Below are 16,257 nucleotides of genomic sequence, written 5' to 3'. Positions count from 1 at the left end.
CCCGGCGGGGCGAGCGTGCACGGCACGGCACGGTTCGTCCGCCTGGTATGTACGCCGACCCGCCCTCGAGGTCACCGGGATGTCCGTGCACGAGTGGTTCGTGCGCGGGCAGTTGGCAGGTCTTCGGACTCGCGGGCGCGTCCTCACGTGGAGGACATCTACTGGCCGTCGCTTCCCAGCCCCTTCCCGGGGCCAGTGCGTGTGACGGCGGTCGTTCCCGCTCACCGCTGCGGGGCAGTCCCGGATTCCCACCGGGTTCCCTCTTGCGACGCTCCCGCCTGGCGGGCGGGGCGAACCAGCTGCACGGGCCACCCTACCTAACGGTCGCGATCTCCTTCCGCCGCTGCGGGGGAGACGTCCGCCGTCGCAGGAGCGGCGTCCGCTGTCGTACGGGAGACCAGCCGCTCATAGCGCTGCCGGGCGGCCTGCGGGGTGCCGAGACCGAGGCCGAAGGCGATCTCCGGCCAGGTCATGCCGCGGCCGCGCGCCATCTGCAGGAGCCCGGCCTCCAGTTCGTCCATCTCGCCGCGCGCCAGCGGTATCAGGGTCAGCGCGGCGGTGAGGTCCGCGCGGTCCACCTCGGCCTCCCCGTCGGTGAGTTGGGCCGCGCCGCTGAGCAGGAACGACACCAGCCTGATCGCCTCGTGCGGCGCGAGCACCGCGGGGTGGACCTGGCGCCCGCGCTGCGCCGCGTCGGCCGCGTGCCGCTCGGCGATGCGGAAGAGGGCCGCGGGGGCCCGTCGGGCCCGCGCCTGGTCGGGGTCCGGGGGAGTGAACGCGGCGTCGGACGAGGCGAGTTCGGTGGATCCAACTGATGCGGCGGATTCGGCGGGTTCAGGGGCAGAAGTGGGTGCCATGCGTCCAGGGTGGTGGGCCACACAAGAACGCGTCAACGGATTATTGTGAACGGTTTGTTTGCAGGCGGAGGCGGGCCGCCGCGATCTCCGCGTAGGTGTGGTCGCGGTCCTCCCAGTGCGAGCCCTCCACGGACTTGCCGGGCTCCAGGTCCTTGTAGACCTCGAAGAAGTGCGTGATCTCGCGGCGGTCGAACTCGGGGATGTCGCTGATGTCCTGCACGTTCTCGTGCCGGGGGTCGTGCGCGGGCACGCACAGGACCTTCTCGTCGGGCCCCTTCTCGTCGCTCATCACGAACATCCCGATGGCCCGGCAGCGGATGGTGCAGCCGGGGAACGTCCGCTCGCCGGCGAGCACGAGGGCGTCCAGCGGGTCCTCGTCCCGGCCGAGGGTGCCGTCGATGTAGCCGTAGTCGGCGGGGTAGCGGGTGGCGGTGAACAGCATCCGGTCCAGGCGGATGCGCCCGGAGGCGTGGTCCATCTCGTACTTGTTCCTGGACCCTTGGGGAATCTCGATGGTCACGTCGAACTCGGGTCGGTCGGCTCTCTCCATGACGCGACCATCCACCAGCCGGGCGCCCCCGTCTACCCGGCTGCGGGCAGGACCTCGCCGGGCACGGCGCAGGCCCCGACCCACACCTGGGTGATGGCGCTGATGTAGCGCGCCCCGCAGCGGTCGGACGGCACCACGAGCTGGCTGCCCGCCCGGTCCAGGTCCGCGCCGTCCAGCGAGGTGGCGAGCAGGACCGGCACGTCGCCGAAGTCGGCGTCGAGCTCCGCCCAGGACAGCACCGTGTGGTGCCCGTCGCCGCCCCGGACCGCCAGGAGGAAGCGCGAGCGGTCCTTGCGGCGACGGGCGTCGAAGGCGGGACGCGCGTCGGCGACCACGTCCCGCAGCAACGGCCCCTCGAAGACGTGGTGCTGGGGGCCGTTCGTCGCACAGTCGAAGGTGACCTCGGCGCGGTGCGGGGGCCAGCCCCGGCGCAGGTCGGCGACGGACAGCGTCGCGGGGCGCAGCAGCTCGCCCCGGAGCGCGAACGTCCCTGTGCGCGTGCCGAGTTGGTCCATGTGCCCGCCCCCTGCCGCCGATCCGCCGGTCCATCAAGAAGAGGAGGATCTCAGAATCGAGCCGAATCCGATAGATTCCTCGCATACATGAAGTGATGATGAGAGCGCCCCTGGCAGATGCGCACTTCTCTCTACGGATATCCGGCTGCCCCGTGGCAGGGCAACTGGCGGATCGACCGAAGGGCGCGGAGCGGCTTCGAGGCATCGTCCGAGACGCCGACCGAGGGGCGCTGCAAGGGGTTTCGCCGACTGTTGATCTTGCATCTACGATGCATGCACTCGTGCTCGCCCGGCGAATGCGAGGTGCCGGGGCCGCTGCCCGTCCCCTCCCCGGCAGTCACACAAGGAGCCACCGCATGCACGTCGACCACCTCCTCCAGCTCGAAGAGCTCGGCCTGCGACTCCTGTGGGGCGAGCCGCCGCTGCTCGCCCGGGAGATCGGCGGAGTGACGACGACCGACCTGGAGGACCCGGTCCGCTTCCTGCAGTCCGGGGAGATCGTGCTGAGCGCCCTGGTGTGGTGGAACCGTGAGGAGGGCGCGGCGAGGACCGAGCGCTTCGTCTCGGCCCTGCGCACGGCCGGGGCCGTCGCGCTCCTGGCGGGCGAGGAGCACCACGGCACCGTCCCCGAGGACGTCGTGAAGGCGTGCCGCAAGCACGGCATTCCACTCCTCGCCGTGCCCGCGCACACCACCTTCCGGGCCATCACGGAGACCGTCTACCTGCGCCAGTGGGGCGACTTGAGCCGCCGCTCCACCGACCACTACGCCCTCCCCGAGAACGTCCGCACCGAACTGGGCCGCCTCCTCGACCGCGACGCCCCCACCGCCGAACTCCTCGACCGGGCCTTCGCCCCGCTCGGCCCGCTGCCCTGCTACCTCTTCACCGCGACCGGCCGCACCCTGGCCCGCACCCGGGCGGCGCCCCCGCTGTCCGCCCGCAAGGCCGCGGCACGCCTCGCGGGCGGCGACGGCTTCACGCTGCGCGTCGACAGCGACGCCACCCCGTACGACAGCTGGCACCTCCACCTGCCGGGCACGACCGAGGCCCCGCCGCGCGTCCTGCACGACATAGCCGAGGTCATCGCGCAGCACCGGGCCCAACGGGAACGCCACCGCACGGCCCGTCGCCGGGCGGCCGACCACCTCGCCGCCCTGGTCGACTCCCCGGCCGCCGACGCCATGGCCCTCGACTCCGCCCTGACGGCCTGCGCCCTCCCGCGCGCGCAGGGCCCCTACCGCGTCCTCTCCACGACCCTGACCGGCACCGACGGCCCGCACGACGCGGATGCTGCCGCGGCCCTCACCGAAGCGCTGGGCCACCTCCCGGGTGCGCGGTTCGCAGTGGGCCGACTCCCGCACGGCGAGGCGATAGCGGTGCTCCAGGAGCGGCCCGAGCCGACCGTGACCGAGAAGGAGCCCGCCGAGCCCGCCGAGACCGCCGAGCCCGCCGAGACCGACGGGACCGCCGGGCCCGAGGAAATGGCCGACCCCGACGCGACCACCCCCGCACGCCTCGCCGAAACCTGGCCCCTGCTCCACGCCTGCGCCCCCGACGCCCTCCCGCACGGCGGCCTCAGCACGCCGGCAACCGACCCCACCACCCTCAACTCCGCCCTCGCGCAAGCCCGTTACGCCCGCGTGGCGGCCACGGCCACCGACCCGCACGGCCCCCGCGTGACCGCGGTCCAGGACATCACCGCACTCGCCCCGCTCCTCGCAGGCATCCCCGAAGAGGTCCGCACGATCTACCGCACCACCGTCCTTGGCCCCCTCGTGAACGGCGAACAGGGCTCCCGCGACGTGCTGTTGGATACCCTGAAGGCATTCCTGGCCCACGACTGCTCCTGGGCCCGCACGGCCGAGGCCCTCCACGTGCACGTGAACACGGTCCACTACCGGGTCCAGCGCATCGAGGCACTCACGGGGCGGGATCTGTCGCGGCTCGACCACAGGCTGGACCTGTATGCGGCGCTGCTGAGCCGAGCCGACCCTCGGCCCGGCTCTGGGCCCGGCTCTGGGCCCGGCTCTGGGCCCGCCTCCCACGGCCCGATGTCAGTGCTCCCTGGCACGATCAAGGAATGAACGACTCGACAGCGCATCTGCTCGACCCTGGCAACGAATGGAGCGCGCGCACCCGGGACCGGCTGACCGGTCTGCCGTCCGACCTGACAGAGCTGGTCTGTCACCTCGGCACCGCACTGGATTTCTGGAACTGGCGATACAAGGTCGACACGGAATGGAAGCGCCGCACCAAGCAACTCCTCAAGGCGGACGGCGCCGAGGACCTGGTCCGGTACTTGGTCCGGGAACTCGCCGCGGGACACTCCTTCCACGGGGCCGCCGAACCCGACCACGTGATCAAGGAGTTGGGCCAGGACAAGCCGCCTTCTCCGGCGCGCGGGCCGGCGATCGGCTGCACGCTCGCTGCGGGGTGGATCCGTCAGGACCCGGGCTCGCTGGCCGCAGACCTCGCGCTGGTGGCCCGCAAGAACGTGCAGGCCATGGACACCTACTACCGGGTGGACGACGACCTGGCCGGAGCCGCCTTCGCCTCGCTGGGCGAACTGCGGGGCCAGGCCGTGCTGGAGGAGCTGTGGAACCTGCACTACTGGGTGTCGGACTCCCGGCACCCCCAGCGAGTGCTGGTGAAGTCCGTGAAGAAGGCCGCCGCCCGGCTGGGCGTCCCGCCCCATGAGCTGGCCGAGCGCACCGTGCCCCGGCTCGGGCTGGAGCAGGACGGGACGCTGACGGTCGGCTGGATCGGCCACGGCGCCCTGTGGTGGAACTCCGCCGCGGAGGCCGTCATCACCGTGCACGAGAGCGGGCAGGTCACCGTCGACTGGACCGACACGGACGGCACCACGACCCGCTCGACCGCGCCGTTCCGCTCGCCCACCGGTTACAAGGGCCGCACCTGGCCCGAGGACGTCGACGGAGTGCGGCGTCATGCCAAGCGCATCCAGGCCGCCCTGGCCGCGGAGCGGTCCCGCCTCGCCGCGCTGTCCGACGGCGACCGCACCTGGCCCTGGCCGGACTGGCAGCGCTTCTACCTCAACCACCCCATCACCGGGGTGGTCACACGCTCCCTGGAGTGGGAGTACGAGGCGGCGGACGGCGGCTTCCACCCGCTCGATCCGGCCACTCACGCGCCTGCGCTGCCGCCCACCGCGCGAGTTCGGCTCCGGCCCGCGCACAAGTGATCGGCAGCTCTCGTACGGGTTGTCAGGCGGACGCCCCGCTCGGATCCCCGTACACGGAGTCGAGCGCCAAGTACGCCCCGCCCCGCGCCGGCGCCGTGAACCCCAGTGTGGACGGCAGGAGCGCGCAGCCCCCGGCGTCGGGGGCGATCACCCGGGCGTGGAGGACCTCGCGGACGCGGTCGGTCAGGAGGTCGGCGAAGTAGGCGAAGTAGCCGCCGAGGACGATCGCGCGGGGGTTGAGGACGTCGGCGAGGAGGGCGAGGCCCACGCCGAGGCCCTCGGCGACCTCGTCGAACGCGGCCAGGGTGGCCGGGTCGGCGGCGTCGGCGCGACGGCGGAGCTCGGCGAGGCGGTGTTCGAGGTCGACGGTGGGGTCGAGCACGGGGTCGTCGTCGCGAGCCGCGCGGCGCAGCAGAGCAGCGAGGCCGACCATCGTCTCCCAGCAGCCGCGGCGCCCGCAGGCGCAGGGGTGGCCCGCCGGGTCGAGCGGCATGTGGCCGATCTCGCCCGCGAACCCGGCCGAGCCGCGCAGGAGTTGGCCGTCGCTGATGATGCCGCCGCCGACGCCGGTCTCGCCGGTGACGTAGATCAGGTCGTGGATGTCGGCCGCGGAGGCCACCAAGTACTCGGCGACCGCGCCGAGTTTGGCGTCGTTCTCCACGCGCAGGGGAGGGGAGGAACGGCCGAGGCGGTCGCGGAGGCCCGTGGCCACGTCCACGTCGCGCCAGCCGATGTTGGGTGCGTACGAGACGACGCCCGAGTCCCGCTCGATGACGCCGGGCGCGGCGACCGTGACCGCCACCGTGCGCACGCCCTGATCGCGCAGGCCGGTGACCGTCTCCTCGATCAGGCGCGCCGTCGCGTCCAGGACCGGGCCCGGGTCGGCGCCGCGGGCGTCCAGGGCCGTGCGGCGCTCCACGGTGACCTCGCCGCGCAGGTCGAGGGCGGCCAGTGCGACGTAATCGACGTTGATCTCGACGCCTATGCCGCAGATCGCGCGGCCGTCGAGCTCCACGGTGCGGCTCGGGCGGCCCACGGACCCGTCGCGCTCGGCCTCGCCCTCGCGCACCAGGCCGAGTTCGACGAGTTCGGTCACCAGGCTGGTGATCGTGGCCTTGGGCAGTCCGGTCTCGGCGGCGATCCGGGTCCGCGAGCGGGCGCCCGCGTCGCGCAGCAGGCGCAGCACGAGACCCAGGTTGGTCCTGCGCACCGACGCCCGGTCGGTGGCCCGCGGCGGCCCCGCCATGCCGAGGCTCCGCACACCCGCATCCCGTAGGTCCGCCTTCACGCGGCTGCTCCCTGTCCTCGTCCTTCGATGTAGCTCGGCTCGATCGTCACCGGCATCCCCTTCAGTACGCCAACTTAGTTCGTTGCCTCAACTCCCTTGACGGGCCCGAAGTTAGTTTGGATCCTACTCGAACTAATTGCCAGCGAGGGAGACGACGTTGAAGATGCGAGCGATACGAGCGGTGGCCCTGGCCGCCTCCGTGCTGGTCGCGGCCACCGCCGTGACGGCCTGTTCGTCGGACGACAGCGACTCGGCGGGGGCCGGCGGCAAGGTGACCCTCGACTTCTGGGGATGGGCGCCTGGCTACGAGGAGGCCGTCGCGCAGTTCAACGCGTCGCACCCCGACATCAAGGTCAACTACCAGAAGACGGCGTCCGGTTCGAAGGGCGGCTACACCAAGATGCTGACCGCCGCGAAGGCGGGCAACGCGCCCTGTCTCGCGATGGTCGGCTACGAGACCATGCCGAGCTTCGTCGCCGCGGGCGCCCTCCAGGACGTCACCGAGTACGCCGCGCCGAGCAAGAAGAAGTTCGCCGACTGGACCTGGAACCAGGTGACCGTCGCGGGCCACACCTACGGCGCCCCCGTCGACACGGCCCCCATGGCGCTCTTCTACCGCAAGGACCTGTTCGCCAAGTACGGCATCGACAAGCCCCCGGCGACCTGGGCCGAGTACGAGGCAGCCGCCAAGAAGGTGCACAAGGCCGACCCGGACGTCTCCCTCGGCTCCTTCGGCAACGACGCCTACAACTACGCGGGCCTCGCCTGGCAGGCGGGCGCCAAGTGGTTCGGCACCGGCGGCGACAAGTGGCACGTCACCCTCGACAGCACGGCGGGCCGCAAGGTCGCGGGCTACTGGCAGGGCCTCCTCGACAAGAAGCTCCTCGCCTCCCACCCGAGCTTCGACCCCTCGCTCTACAAGGACATGGCGGCCGGCAAGGTCATCGCCGACGTCAACGCCGTCTGGGCCGCGCCCATCCTCGCCTCCAGCGTCAAGTCGACCTCCGGCAAGTGGGCGGTGGCGCCCATGCCCGTCTGGGACGCCGGCAAGCCCGCGTACGGGAACGACGGCGGCTCCGCGACGGCCGTCATGAAGGGCTGTGAACACCCCGAGCAGGCCACGGAGTTCGCGACCTGGCTCAGCACGGACAAGGACAGCCTCTCCACGCTCATCAAGAAGACCGGCATCTACCCGGCCGCGACCGCGGGACTCGACCACCCCGCCCTGTCCAAGCCCGACCCCTTCTACGGCGGTCAGAAGATCTACGACGTCTTCAAGAAGGAGACCCCGCACATCGACACCAGCTGGCAGTGGGGCCCCACGATGACGCAGACCTCCACGGACGTCGCCGACGGCCTCGGCGCCGCGGGCAGCGGCAGCAAGAAGCTCCCCGACGTCCTCGCCGCCACGCAGAAGAAGACCGTCGGCGAGATGAAGCAGCAGGGCCTCGACGTCACCACCTCGCGCTGAGGCGTCACCACCTCGCACCGAGACATGAGCGCCACGCACTGAGTCACCACACGTACTGACCGGAGCACCCCGTGACCACCACCGCAGCACCCGGGAAGGCGGCGGCGCCCCCGCGCGGCCGCCCCTCGCGGCACGCGCGCCGCCGCACGCGGACCGCCCTTCTCTTCCTCGCCCCCTTCGCCGTCCTGTTCGTCGGCATGTACCTGGCGCCGATCGCGTACACCGTGTACCAGAGCCTCTTCGAGCAGCACCGCTCCGGACTCGGCCTCGGCGCGCCCACCAAGTCCTTCGCCGGGCTCGCCAATTACACCCGCGCCCTCGGCGACGAGGGCTTCCGCGCCTCACTGCTGCGCGTCCTGCTCATCGGCGTGGTCCAGGTGCCGCTGATGCTCGGCCTGTCGCTCGCCCTCGCGCTGCTGCTCGACGCCAAGCAGACCATGTTCAAGCGGTTCTTCCGGCTCGCCTACTTCCTGCCGTACGCGCTGCCCGGCGTCATCGGGGCGATCATGTGGTCGTTCCTGGTGGCGCCCGGCCTCAGCCCCATCACGGCCGCCGCCGAACACCTGGGCCTGCACCTCGACCTGACCTCCGACGGCCTGCTCGGCCCCGTCATCGGCAACATGCTGACCTGGGGCTGGACCGGCTACAACATGCTGATCATCTACTCCGCGCTGCAGTCCATCCCGCCCGAGATCAGCGAGGCCGCCACCATGGACGGCTGCTCCGCCCTCGGCATCGCCTGGCGCATCAAGATCCCGATGGTGCGGCCCGCCCTCGTCCTGACCACCGTGTTCTCCATCATCGGCACCGCGCAGCTCTACAACGAGCCGTCCATCCTGCACAACGTCGCCCCCAACCTGAGCAGCGACTACACCCCGATCTTCGCCGCCTACAACGCGGTCAACGCCGGGAACTTCCCCTACGCCGCCACCCAGTCGGTGATCCTCGCGCTGCTCGCCCTCGTCCTGTCCTTCGGCTTCCTCAAGCTGGTCCAGCGCAAGGGGGAGGCCCTGTGACCGCGACCCTCGAAACCCCTGAGCAGCGGCGGCGCGTCACCGGCTCCGCCCGCGCTGCCCGCCGCCCGGCGCACCCCGGCCGGGGCGCCTCCCGCTGGGTGGTCCTCGGCGTCATGGGCATCGCCGCCTGCTACTTCCTGCTGCCGGTCTGGTGGCTCCTCGTCTCCGCGACGAAGACCAGCTCGGGGCTGTTCACCGGAAACGGCTTCTGGTTCGGCGACTTCGCGTTCTTCGACAACGTGCAGTCCGTCTTCTCACAGCAGAACGGCGTGTTCTCGCGCTGGCTCCTCAACAGCGCCGTGTACGCGGTCGGGGGCGCCGCCGTGAGCACGGTCGTCTCCGCCGCGGCCGGGTACGCCCTCGCCAAGTACGCCTTCCGCGGGCGGGAGCTGGTCTTCAACGTGGTGCTCGCCGCCGTGCTCGTGCCGCAGCCGCTGCTCGCCATCCCGCTGTACCTGATGTTCTCGCCCGTCCACCTCGTCAACAGCTACTGGGGGGTGCTGCTGCCCAGCATGGTCAGCCCGTTCGGGGTGTATCTGGCGCGGATCTACGCCGCCGCGTCCGTGCCCGACGAGCTCATCGAGGCGGGCCGCGTCGACGGGGCGGGGGAGACCCGCATCTTCGCGACCATCGCGCTGCGCGTGATGTCTCCGGCCCTCGTCACGATCTTCCTCTTCCAGTTCGTGAGCATCTGGACCAACTACCTGCTGCCCGTCCTGATGCTCGCCGACGACAAGCTGCAGCCGGTCACCGTCGGCATCGTCGGCTGGCAGGCCCAGCGCGGCATCGGCACCGCCGTCCCGTACAACGTGGTCATCACCGCCGCCCTGATCTCCGTCGTGCCGCTCGTCGTCCTCTTCCTCTGTCTGCAGCGCTTCTGGCGCTCGGGCCTGGTCGCGGGGAGCGTCAAGTGACGGACAGATCGGGCCAGATGGCCCCCGGCCCGCGGGGGGCCCGCTACCACCTGCGGTTCCAGATCCGCCCCTCCGGGCACGTCGCCGAGGACGCCGCCGCGCTCGCCAAGGCGTGCGGCGCGGCCGGGGTCGACGAGGTCGTGCTGCTGCTCGCCGCCGAAGAGGCCCACCCCGGGCACCTCGCCGGGGCCGCCGAGGACCGCTGGTACGACACGGTCGCCGAGGCCCGCGACGTGCTCGCCGCCGAGGGCGTCGGCGTCAGCCTCAACCCCTGGGTCACCGTCGGGCATGCCGACCGGGGCCGCCGCGACCCGCACGGCTTCGCGCCGATGGTGTCGCCGACCGGCCAAGTGGCCGCCGCCCAGGCGTCGTTCGCCTGCCCGAGGTGGCGGGAGTGGCTGTACGCGCACTACGGGCGCTTCGCCGGGCTCGGTCTGCGCGTGCTGTGGATCGAGGACGACTTCCGCATCCACAACCACGCGCCCCTCGACTGGGGCGGCGGCTTCGAACCCCTCATGCTGGAGCGGCTCTCCGCGCTCGCCGGCGAGCCCGTCACCCGCGAGGCCGCGGCGCGCGCGTTCACCGCCCCCGGCCCGCCCCACCCCTGGCGCCGCCTCCTCCAACAGGTGTGGCGCACCGCCCAGTTGGAGGTGGCCGACACGCTGTCCCGCGTCGTCGCCGACCGCTCCGCCGGACGCTCCCGCCTCGGCCTGATGAGCTCGCGGCCCGACCTCTCCTCTGCGGAGGGCCGCGACTGGCCCGCCCTCTTCCAGGCCCTGGCCGCCGTCGACGGCCACGTGGTGCACCGGCCGCACTTCGCCCCGTACGCGGACGCGCCGGGCCGCGGACTCACCTCCGGGTTCTGGTCGCTGGAACTCCAGCGCACGCTGCGCCCGCCGGCCGCCACCACCGAGCCCGAGATCGAGAACTGGCCGCACACCTCCTGGGCGAAGTCCGACACCCAGACCTGGTCCGAACTGGTCACGGCCCAACTCCACGGCGCCGACGCCCTGTTGCTGAACCTCTACCCGACCCACGGCGCCCGCCCCGAGCGCTACCCCGAGGTCGAGTCCCTGCTGCGCCGCGCCCGACCGGCCCTCGACTGGACGGCCGCACGCACGGACCGCTCACCGCAGCCGCTCGGCGTCGGCCTGCCCTTCCGTCAGGACGCCGCGAGCCGTGTACGCGCCCCGGGGCCCCGCATCGCCGACCTCGCCGTCGACCCCGAACCGGCGGCGGACTTCCTGCTCGGCTACGGCGTTCCGGTCACCGCCGAACCGGCCCCGGTGCAGGCCCTGTTCGGGCGGCTCGCGGATGCCTTCGACGACGACGAGCTGCTCGCACTGCTCGGCGGCGGCCTGCTGCTGGACGGGACGGCCGCCGCGATTCTCGCCGCACGCGGCTTCGCGGATCTGCTCGGCGTACGGGTACGGGGCGTGGTCGGACGCGAGGAGGACGACCGGTCGGGGCCGTACGCGTCGGAACACGTCGGGGAGGTGCCCGAGGGCCATCTCCCCGACGCCGACGCAGTGTTGAGCGTCGACGTGCAGCCCGCCCTGGCCCGCCTCGACGCGGCGGAGGGCGCCACCGTGCTCACCGGGGTCCGCACGCCCGACGGCCGTCCGTGGGGGGTCGGCCGCAGCGCGTACGTCAACCGGCTCGGCGGCCGCGTGGTGGTCCTCGCCGGGACGGAGCCGCGCGCACTGGCGCGCAGCGACACCGGTCGCCGCCTCGTGCACGCGGCGATCCGCTTCCTGGAGGGCGAGCACCCCACGCTCCCGCTGGTCTCCGGCGGCCCCCACCTGATCCCCCGCCTGACCCGGAACGACGGCACACACCGCCTGGCCCTCGCCAACGGCAGCGCGGACCCGGTCCGCCCCCGCGTCGCGTGGCCCGACACCGCACCCGAGGCGGCCCGCGCGACGTTGCTGGCCCCGCTGGCGCCGCCGCGAGACGTCCCGCTCACACGGGACGGCAATAGCCTCCGACCGCAGGGGCACGTGCCGTACTACGGGTGGGTGTGGGTGGAGTGGTGAGCCCGTGAGGGGTGGGGCCGTCGGGGGAGCGGGGGAGCGGGTCACCGGTTGGCGGGTTGGCGGGTTGGCGGGTTGGCCGGTTGAAGGTCGACATCCGCCGCCCTTCTGCCCACCGCCGCCACCTGGCCGAATCCCCCTCATCAGCGCGGGAACAGCGCCCCCGCCTGCGTAGCATGACCAGGCGGGCGGCCGACGGGGAAGGGCGGGGAGGCGCGGGGCGGGGACCCATGGGACGGCGAGGCGTGAGCACGGACACGGACTATCGGTTACTGGGACCCGTCGAAGCGTGGCGCGCCGGGCGGCGGCTCTCTCTCGGAGGGCCCAAGCCCCGCGCCCTGCTCGCCGCGCTGCTCCTCGAACCCGGCCGGGTCGTCTCCGCCGACGCCCTCATCGACGCCCTGTGGGGCGAGCGGCCGCCGGGCACGGCGCGCGGTCTCATCCAGTCGTACGTCTCCACGCTGCGCCGGGCGCTGTCCGCCGACGCCATCGAGACCCGGCCGCCCGGCTACGTGATCCACGCGGACCACGCCCTGGTCGACCGGGTCGCCTTCGAACGGCTCACCGCCGAGGGGCGCCAGGCCGCCGCCGCGGGCGACCACCCGGCGGCCGCCCGCCTCCTCGGGCAGGCCCTCGCGCTCTGGCGCGGCCCCGCGCTCGGCGGCATCGGGGAGACCCTGCGGGCCATGGCCGACCAGCTGGAGGAGGCCCGCGAGGCCGCCCTGGAGGAGCGCATCGCCGCGGACCTCGCCCAGGCGGGCCGGGAGACGGACCTCGTTGCCGAGCTCACCGCCCTGGTCGCCACCCACCCCACGCGCGAGCGCCTGCGCGGCCAACTGATGGTGGCGCTCTACCGGTTGGACCGGCAGGCCGACGCGCTCTCCGTGTACATGGAGGGGCGCGAGGTGCTCGCCGAACAGCTGGGCATCGACCCCGGGCCCGCCCTGCGCCAGCTCCACGAAGCGATCCTGCGAGCCGACGACGGTCTGCTGCCCGCCGAGGAGCCGGGCCCCACAGGTGATCCGGCGAAGGCCGCACCCGTGGCCGCCCTCCTGCCGCCCGCCCCCGGTGACTTCACCGGCCGCGCCGAGCCCCTCGCCGACGTGCGGGCCGCCCTCACGGGAACCCGCGACGCCACCCCCGTGGTCGTCGTGTCCGGACCCGGTGGCGTCGGCAAGTCCGCCCTCGCCGTCACCGCCGCCCACCGCGTCACCGACGCCTACCCCGACGGCCAGCTCTACGCCGAACTCCGCGGCGCCACCGACCCCGTGGCCCCCGCCGACGTCCTCGGCCGCCTCCTGCGCGCCCTCGGCGCCGAGCCGCCCGAAGGCGACGCCGAGCGGCGCGACCTGTTCCGCAGCCTGGTCGCCGGGCGCCGCGTCCTGCTCGTCCTCGACGACGCGGGCAGCGAGTCCCAGGTGCGCCCCCTGCTGCCCGGCAGCCCCAGCTGCGGCGTCCTCATCACCGCCCGGGGCCGCCTCGCCGGACTGCCCTGCACCCACCGCGCCGAACTCGACGTGCTCGACACCGAACAGGGCACGGCACTGCTCGCCCGGGTCGCGGGGGAGGACCGGCTGCGCGGCGCACCCGACGCCGCCCGCGACATCGTCGAGCTCTGCGGCGGACTGCCGCTCGCCCTGCGCATCGCCGGGGCCCGCCTCGCCACCCGCCGCCACTGGACGGCCCGCACCCTCGCCGAGCGGCTCGGCGACGAACACCGCCGCCTGGACGAACTCGCCGTCGGCGACCTGGAGTTGCGCGCCGGACTCGGGCTGAGCTACCGGGCCCTGGACGGGCCCGCGCGCACCGCCCTGCGCCGCCTCGGCCTGCTCGGCGCGCCCGACGTCGCCGCCTGGGTGATCGCCGCGCTCCTCGACGCGACGGGAGACGAGGCCGAGCGCGTCGTCGACCAGCTCGTCGACGCCCAGCTCCTCCACTTCACCGCCGTCGACCGCGCGGGCCAGCCCCGCTTCCGCCTCCACGACCTCGTGCGCGTGTACGCGGCCGAACGCGCCGAGGCCGAGGACACCCCCGCCCTGCGCGCCGCCGCCGTCGGCCGCGCCCTCGGCGGCTGGCTCTGGCTCACCCGCCGCGTCGCCTCCGCCACCCCCTCGGGCGCCGTCGAACTCCACCGCGGCCCGGGCCGCGTCGGCAACGTCCCGCCCCAGACCGATACCACTGGCAACACCGAAAACACCGAGAACGCCGAAGACACCGAAAACGCTGGGAACACCGGCAAGACCGGGGAACCCGGCCCCTCCGCGCGCAACGCCCTCGACCACGTCATCAGGACCGTCGGCCCGGAAGCCGTCCGCAGCGCCCTCGCCGACCCTTCCGCCTGGTTCGACGCCGAGGCCGACGCGATCGCGGCCGCCGTCGAACGCGCCGCCGCGCTCGATCTGCACACCCTCGCCTGCGAGGCCGCGGCGCTGCTGTGCTCCTCCGCGTACGCCCTCGGCAACCGCTTCGAGGCGTGGTGGCGCACCCACGACGCCGCCCTGGCCGCCGCGCGCCGCGCCGAGGACCGGGCGGGCGAGGCGCTGCTGCTCATCGGACTCGGCCAACTCCGTTACGAACAGGACCGGTTCGACGAATCGCAGGACTACTTCCGGCAGGCGGTGCGGCTCTGCGACGAGTTGGGGGACGAGCGCGGCCGGGCCGCCGCCTTCGCCGGACTCGGCAGTGCCCTGCGGGAGTCGGGACGGCTGCGCGCCGCCCAGGACGCGCTGGTCCGCGCCGCCGACGGCTTCCGCGCCCTCGGCGACGACCCCGGCATCGGCCTGTCCTGCCGCTACGCCGGGTCCGTCCAGCTCGAACTCGGCGACCACGGCGCCGCCCGCGCCCTCCTCGACGAGTCCCTGCACGCGTACCGCAGGCTCGGCAGCCGCCGCGGCGAGGCCCTCACGCTGCGCTCCCTCGGCCTGGTCCACCGCGCCCTCGGCGACTACGAGACGGCCGAGCAACTCTCCGTACAGGCAGTGGAGTTGCTGCGCGGCGTCGGGGACCCGCTGATGTCGGCGTACGCGGTGCAGGCCCTCGCCAAGTGCCGGATCCGGCTCGGTCGCCATGAGGCGGCGGACCGGGACCTGCGCGGCGTCCTCGACGTGTGCCGCGCGCACCGCGACCGCTTCGGCGAGGCCCTCGCGCTGCGCACTCTCGGCGAGTGCGCGCTCGCCGGCGGCCGCCTCGGCACCGCCCTGGAGCAGCTGACCGCGGCGGCAGCGCTCTGGCAGGACCTCGGCCTGCCGCTGCCGCGCGCCCGCACCCTGCGCGACCTCGCCACGGCGCGGGAGGCCGCGGGGGACGGGGCGGCGGCGCGGGCCCTGCGCGCCGAGGCGTGCGAGGTCTTCGAGGCGTACGAGGCGCGTGAGCGGGGGGAGTTGCGCCCCTGAGGGCGGGGCTTGAGGCGGACTTGCAGAGAATTTGCAGCGCCGTGCGTCAGGATCCTGATGTCGGCGGCCACTGCGCCGACGGCCACGGGGGAGCCGTGGGACGCGGGACCACGGGGGAATGCAGGGAAATTACGGGGGACCTCGGAGAATTCAACGGGGGAGATTCACGGGGACAGGCCGCTGACGTCCCGTCCGGCCCACACGACGGCTCACCGTCGCGCGTGTGGGCCGGTCGTCGCGGAAGGACCACTGTCAGGGGGCTCCGGGGGCGGGCGGCAGTCCGCCCCCGGAGCCGTGGCCACCGTCGCCGCGAAAGGGCAGCATGCCGCCGATCATCCTCATGAGCGATCCCCGGATCGTCGACATCCCGGTCCGCGAGTGCGGCGAACCCCTCGTCGATCTGCGGCAGTTGCCGTTCGTGGATGTCGACGACCGGCTCGCCGACGCGGCCGGTGCCTACGCCCAGCTGCGCGAGGGCGTCGCCTGGCGCCTGGCCCGCGCGGCCCGGCTGCTGCCCGAGGGGCTGCGCCTCCTGGTCACCGAGGGCTATCGGCCCCTGCCCCTGCAGATCCAGTACTTCGACGCGTACGCCGCCGAGCTCAGACAGGCCCACCCCGACTGGACCGAGGACCACCTCCACCGGCAGGCCAGCCGCTCCCTGTCACCCCCCGGCGTCGGCCCGCACGTCGCGGGCGCCGCCGTCGACCTCACCCTGGCGACCACCTCGGGCACCGAACTCGACCTCGGCACCCCCGTGAACGCCAGCCCCGAGGAGAGCGACGGCGCCTGCTACACGCAGACCGACCGCATCTCCGACACCGCCCGCGCCCACCGCCGCACCCTCGCCGCCGCCCTCGCCACGGCCGGCCTGGTCAACTACCCCACCGAGTGGTGGCACTGGTCCTACGGCGACCGCTACTGGGCCCACACGACGGGCGCCGACGCGGCCCACTACGGGCCCGTCACGCACTGCTGACGCCAGGGTCCGACCCCACGACAGGCCCCGGCCGCCGTCCCGA

General features: G+C 73.5%; 12 protein-coding genes and 1 riboswitch. Of the genes, 8 read left to right on the top strand and 4 right to left on the bottom strand.

All coding sequences use genetic code 11. The features are described from left to right. Nucleotides 1-97: 97 nt before the first annotated feature. Nucleotides 98-315: riboswitch (cobalamin riboswitch) on the bottom strand. Between the two features lie 2 nt (nt 316-317). Genes ACQB60_RS23935 through ACQB60_RS23925 form a run of 3 tightly spaced genes read right to left on the bottom strand, consistent with a single transcriptional unit; the run spans nt 318 to nt 1,922 of the window. Next, nucleotides 318-857: a DNA-binding protein gene (locus ACQB60_RS23935; RefSeq protein ID WP_496928143.1), complete on the bottom strand. Its 540-nt coding sequence runs from the start codon at nt 855-857 to the stop codon at nt 318-320. Nucleotides 858-897: 40 nt separating this feature from the next. Beyond that, nucleotides 898-1,407 carry an inorganic diphosphatase gene (locus ACQB60_RS23930; RefSeq protein WP_496928142.1) on the bottom strand — a complete coding sequence of 170 codons (510 nt, stop codon included), beginning with the start codon at nt 1,405-1,407 and terminating at the stop codon, nt 898-900. A gap of 32 nt (nt 1,408-1,439) precedes the next feature. Next, nucleotides 1,440-1,922, bottom strand: coding sequence for a molybdopterin-dependent oxidoreductase (locus ACQB60_RS23925; protein ID WP_496928141.1), 483 nt, complete (start codon nt 1,920-1,922; stop codon nt 1,440-1,442). 356 nt (nt 1,923-2,278) lie between these two features. Between ACQB60_RS23925 and ACQB60_RS23920 the strand changes: the two genes are divergently transcribed. Beyond that, nucleotides 2,279-4,006 carry a PucR family transcriptional regulator gene (locus ACQB60_RS23920; protein WP_496928140.1) on the top strand — a complete coding sequence of 576 codons (1,728 nt, stop codon included), beginning with the start codon at nt 2,279-2,281 and terminating at the stop codon, nt 4,004-4,006. After that, nucleotides 4,003-5,124, top strand: coding sequence for a DUF4132 domain-containing protein (locus ACQB60_RS23915; protein ID WP_496928139.1), 1,122 nt, complete (start codon nt 4,003-4,005; stop codon nt 5,122-5,124). The genes ACQB60_RS23920 and ACQB60_RS23915 overlap by 4 nt, the downstream gene beginning before the upstream one ends. 22 nt (nt 5,125-5,146) lie before the next feature. On the opposite strand, the gene ACQB60_RS23910 is transcribed toward ACQB60_RS23915, so the two are convergent. After that, nucleotides 5,147-6,412: an ROK family protein gene (locus tag ACQB60_RS23910; protein ID WP_496928138.1), complete on the bottom strand. Its 1,266-nt coding sequence runs from the start codon at nt 6,410-6,412 to the stop codon at nt 5,147-5,149. Between the two features lie 163 nt (nt 6,413-6,575). On the opposite strand from ACQB60_RS23910, the gene ACQB60_RS23905 reads away from it, so the two are divergent. From ACQB60_RS23905 to ACQB60_RS23880, 6 genes are all read left to right on the top strand, one after another. After that, complete coding sequence (locus ACQB60_RS23905) at nt 6,576-7,883, top strand: ABC transporter substrate-binding protein (RefSeq protein ID WP_496928137.1); 1,308 nt, start codon at nt 6,576-6,578, stop codon at nt 7,881-7,883. 71 nt (nt 7,884-7,954) lie between these two features. Continuing rightward, nucleotides 7,955-8,899 carry a carbohydrate ABC transporter permease gene (locus ACQB60_RS23900; protein WP_496928136.1) on the top strand — a complete coding sequence of 315 codons (945 nt, stop codon included), beginning with the start codon at nt 7,955-7,957 and terminating at the stop codon, nt 8,897-8,899. Further along, nucleotides 8,896-9,813, top strand: coding sequence for a carbohydrate ABC transporter permease (locus ACQB60_RS23895; protein ID WP_496928135.1), 918 nt, complete (start codon nt 8,896-8,898; stop codon nt 9,811-9,813). The genes ACQB60_RS23900 and ACQB60_RS23895 overlap by 4 nt, the downstream gene beginning before the upstream one ends. Further along, complete coding sequence (locus ACQB60_RS23890; protein ID WP_496928134.1) at nt 9,810-11,849, top strand: hypothetical protein; 2,040 nt, start codon at nt 9,810-9,812, stop codon at nt 11,847-11,849. The genes ACQB60_RS23895 and ACQB60_RS23890 overlap by 4 nt, the downstream gene beginning before the upstream one ends. A gap of 242 nt (nt 11,850-12,091) precedes the next feature. Then, nucleotides 12,092-15,238, top strand: a complete 3,147-nt coding sequence (locus tag ACQB60_RS23885; protein ID WP_496928133.1) for an AfsR/SARP family transcriptional regulator — start codon at nt 12,092-12,094, stop codon at nt 15,236-15,238. A 322-nt stretch (nt 15,239-15,560) separates the two neighbouring features. Continuing rightward, on the top strand, nt 15,561-16,214 hold the full coding sequence (locus ACQB60_RS23880) for a M15 family metallopeptidase (protein ID WP_496928132.1): 654 nt from the start codon (nt 15,561-15,563) through the stop codon (nt 16,212-16,214). Nucleotides 16,215-16,257: the final 43 nt, after the last annotated feature.

This window comes from Streptomyces odontotermitis (assembly GCF_050510915.1).
GTDB lineage: Bacteria > Actinomycetota > Actinomycetes > Streptomycetales > Streptomycetaceae > Streptomyces.
This window is presented reverse-complemented; position numbering and strand designations above follow the sequence as displayed.

Coding starts and splice junctions, on each gene's coding strand:
- ACQB60_RS23880 (WP_496928132.1), top strand. CDS start 15,561: ATGCCGCCGATCATCCTCATGAGCGATCCCCGGATCGTCGACATCCCG.
- ACQB60_RS23925 (WP_496928141.1), bottom strand. CDS start 1,922: ATGGACCAACTCGGCACGCGCACAGGGACGTTCGCGCTCCGGGGCGAG.
- ACQB60_RS23935 (WP_496928143.1), bottom strand. CDS start 857: ATGGCACCCACTTCTGCCCCTGAACCCGCCGAATCCGCCGCATCAGTT.
- ACQB60_RS23915 (WP_496928139.1), top strand. CDS start 4,003: ATGAACGACTCGACAGCGCATCTGCTCGACCCTGGCAACGAATGGAGC.
- ACQB60_RS23930 (WP_496928142.1), bottom strand. CDS start 1,407: ATGGAGAGAGCCGACCGACCCGAGTTCGACGTGACCATCGAGATTCCC.
- ACQB60_RS23905 (WP_496928137.1), top strand. CDS start 6,576: ATGCGAGCGATACGAGCGGTGGCCCTGGCCGCCTCCGTGCTGGTCGCG.
- ACQB60_RS23920 (WP_496928140.1), top strand. CDS start 2,279: ATGCACGTCGACCACCTCCTCCAGCTCGAAGAGCTCGGCCTGCGACTC.